Origin of the sequence: Methylobacterium sp. Leaf89, assembly GCF_001422215.1 — a bacterium.
In the GTDB taxonomy this organism is placed as follows: domain Bacteria; phylum Pseudomonadota; class Alphaproteobacteria; order Rhizobiales; family Beijerinckiaceae; genus Methylobacterium.
In genome coordinates this window covers 1-3,092 of sequence record NZ_LMML01000020.1, presented here as the reverse complement: position 1 = coordinate 3,092, position 3,092 = coordinate 1, and the positions used below count along the sequence as shown (strand labels likewise).

The window sequence follows — 3,092 nt, the reverse complement described above, 5'->3', positions numbered from 1 at the left end:
CCCATGGTACTGTGTCTCAAGACACGGGAGAGTCGGTCGCCGCCAGACCTGCACAGAACAAGAGACACGCCCTCACAAACGATCGTCGCACCAGAAAGGCCGCCCTCCGGGGCGGCCTTTCTGCGTTTCCGGCTCCTCGGTCGGTCGCGGCGTCCGTTGGACCATGGCCCTGCGGACATGGGCGTAGGGATCCGGCCCACGTCCGCAGGGTTCGGATCGGATCTGCGGACAGGCGGTCTTTCGGACAGGATCCCTGCGGACCGCTCCCTTAGCGCAGGCGGCGTCCGTCCTTCGGGATGGCGGAGAGGTCGAAGGCGTAGCCCTTGGCCGCCAGGGCCTCAAGGACCAGGTACTTCACGGTCACCCGGCGATCGAGGGCCTCCTGCCGCAGGGCCGTCCAGACGGGATCCGGTACCTCGACCTTCAGGACCGTCGCCTTGGTCCGCCGCCTCGCGGAAGCCCGGGCCTTCGGCGTCCGGACCGGACCGGTCGCAATGGTCTCGGCCGGCCGGGGCGTCTCGGGGACTCCTAGGGCGGCCGGCGGCTCCTGGGGGGCGCTCGAGGCCCGGGTGAAGCCGAGGTCGCTCGTCGCGGCCGCCAGCAGCCGGGCCTCCTCCGGACTCGTGTGCGGCCGTGGGCGGGGCGAGGGCAGGAACGGAGGCTTGCTCATCGTCCGGCTCCCGGCTGCTCGGCCAAGTCCTGCTGCGCGGCCTGCTGTTCGGCCAGGATGGCGAGGAGCTCGTTCAGGACGCCGCCCACCTCGGCGGCGGCCTTCGGGTCTCCGCCCGGCCCGGCCGGCGTCGACCCCGTGAAATGCATGGACTGGTACGCGGCCCGCTGGATCACCTCGGTCCGCAGCAGCGGGATGCCGGCACCCTGGATCTCCTCCCGGGCATGCTGGGCGACGCGGTTCTGCAGGGGCGACATCTGGGTCAGGACCACCCGGGCTGGGATCGATCGGCGCAGCATGCGTTCGGCCCGCTGCACCACCTCGTAGGTCCGGAACACCTCCTGCAGGTCCATTCCCGAGATCTTGGTGGGGATCAGCACGAGGTCCGACTCGGCGATCGCGTAGGTGACGGCCTGCGAGGCGGCCCCCTCGAGGTCCACCAGGACGATCCCGTACTGCGTCGCCGCCTCTGCGATGCGGTCGAGGATGACGGTCTCCGTCACGCCCGAGATGACCGCGACGGTGGAGTCCGCCCCCGCGCGCGCGCGCCAGGCGCCCACATGCCCGTTCGGATCGGCATCGACAATGGCCACGCTTCCCCCCTGTCGGGCGAAGGCATCGGCCAGGCAGATCACGAGCGTCGTTTTCCCGACCCCGCCCTTCGTGGAGCAGACGCTGATGACCGCCATCGAAAAGGCTCCCCGGGCTCGTGGGCCCACATTCCCCAAGGTGCAAAACCCCGAGGGCCCCAATACCCTAATGCCCAAATTCCCAAGAACCCGTAAACCCAACTGGGTTCTTGGGCAAAAGGCCATTTGCCCATCTGTATAAGATTTGCGCGTTGTCACAGAGCCTTACGACTTATCGTGTGTGGCGGTTCTGTCGGATAGACCGTCTATCTGGACCGTCAACGCTGTTCGGTTTTCCGAGGGGAACGCCTTCCCTCGGATCGGATGGCCCGGGGGATGAACGGGCGCCCCGGTCCCGGCGGGAAACACCGATCGGGTGCTGCTGCGGGACGACACAAGTCCCTGGTTTGACAGGAGACCCTCTCGCATGCCGAATGTGCGGTCTCGGTCCCTTGCTCGACCGGGGATTCGATCAAGGAACCACCGCCACACCGCAGTAGGACCCTGAAACGACAACGGCCCCCCCGGTCGCCAAACCGGAAGGGCCGTCAAGTCGCAGAATGTGCCAGAGAACACCGAAGGTCTCTAGCACATCACAGCTCCCTCCAGGAGTCAATCGGGAATGTTCATTCTCGAGGCGATGTCGCTCGGCCCGATGCGGTCCCAACCCAGGGACCACCATGTCGTTCGATCACCTGCTCACTCTCGTTAACCATGTTCCCCTGGCCGCTCTGGACGCCCTGAGCCGCGATCTGTGGCGCGCGGCCGGGGAGGGCGCCCTGACGGAAGTCCAGGCCCAGGCCCTCGCCGAAGCCATCCACGGCCGCCGCAAACCGCGCGCCCAGGCCTCCGCCGTTTCCCTCGGAGGCCTCGCGGTCATCCCCCCTCGGACGCCCCCTGAGGCGGCTGTGGAGGCCCCGGGCGCGTCCTCAGGCCAGAACCCGAGCCGGGATCCGCGCCTCTGGTCCTATTTCCCCCCCAAGCGCTCCCAGCGCTCGCCCGACCGGGCCCGCTCGCTGGAGCGCCGGCGGACCCTGGCGGCCACCGGGCCCCTGCCGCCGAAGCTCGCCTGCCGCTTCACCACGGGAGAATTGGCGGTCCTCAAGATCGTGGCCGACGCGTTCGTCGCCGGACGCCAGTGCACGCTCTCGATCCCCGAGATCGCCGCCCGGGCCGGTGTGGGCCAGACCAAGGCGCGCCTGGCCCTGCGGGTCGCCCAGAACCTCGGCCTGGTGTCGATCACGGAACGACGGGTCCAGTACCGTCCCAATCGCACCAACGTGGTTCGGATCGTTTCCCCGAGCTGGCTGGGCTGGCTGGCGCGCTGGAATCCCCGGAGCAAGCCCCCCAAGGCGCTCGCTGCGGAGCCTGCAGCCTTTCGGGGGCCTGGATCTCCCGGCCCTCAAGCCACGGGTACCGTGGAAGGGGGGGAGGGTTCACTTTTGAGAGGCCCACGGAATCAAGGGTTTACGAGAAGAGGAGAAAACGGGCGCGCAACCTGGGGGTGAGGAGCCGCTCCGGCCGAGCGGGCAGAGCTCCGAAGCTCCTGGCCTGCCTCGGGATCAGGGCCCGCGAACCCCCAAAAAGCACGCGCAACGCCAGGGTGAGCTCGTGTCGAGGTCACGCGATCAGGGCAGGATTTCCGGCCTCGTCAGAGCGCGACCTCGACACGGGGTCGCGTCCTATGTCTGCGTCCGGAGAGAACCAAACTGCGACATGTGCGTTTTCCCCGTTTCCGGCAGTTGACGGGTCTGGGAGTGATCCGTATACCCCGGTTCATCGGCGGGCGGCCA

Annotated in this window: 3 protein-coding genes; 1 reads left to right on the top strand and 2 read right to left on the bottom strand. The window is 68.3% G+C overall.

Annotated features, from left to right (window positions below; genetic code table 11):
• Nucleotides 1-268: 268 nt before the first annotated feature.
• Both ASF18_RS23590 and ASF18_RS08055 read right to left on the bottom strand, forming a co-directional pair.
• Complete coding sequence (locus ASF18_RS23590; protein WP_056350697.1) at nt 269-670, bottom strand: hypothetical protein; 402 nt, start codon at nt 668-670, stop codon at nt 269-271.
• Nucleotides 667-1,359, bottom strand: a complete 693-nt coding sequence (locus ASF18_RS08055) for a ParA family protein (protein ID WP_056221330.1) — start codon at nt 1,357-1,359, stop codon at nt 667-669. Before ASF18_RS08055 ends, ASF18_RS23590 begins: the two co-directional genes overlap by 4 nt.
• 620 nt (nt 1,360-1,979) lie before the next feature.
• Between ASF18_RS08055 and ASF18_RS23585 the strand changes: the two genes are divergently transcribed.
• A complete protein-coding gene (locus ASF18_RS23585) occupies nt 1,980-2,807 on the top strand; it encodes a hypothetical protein (protein ID WP_156648098.1) in 828 nt (275 codons plus the stop codon).
• The last annotated feature ends 285 nt before the right edge of the window (nt 2,808-3,092 follow it).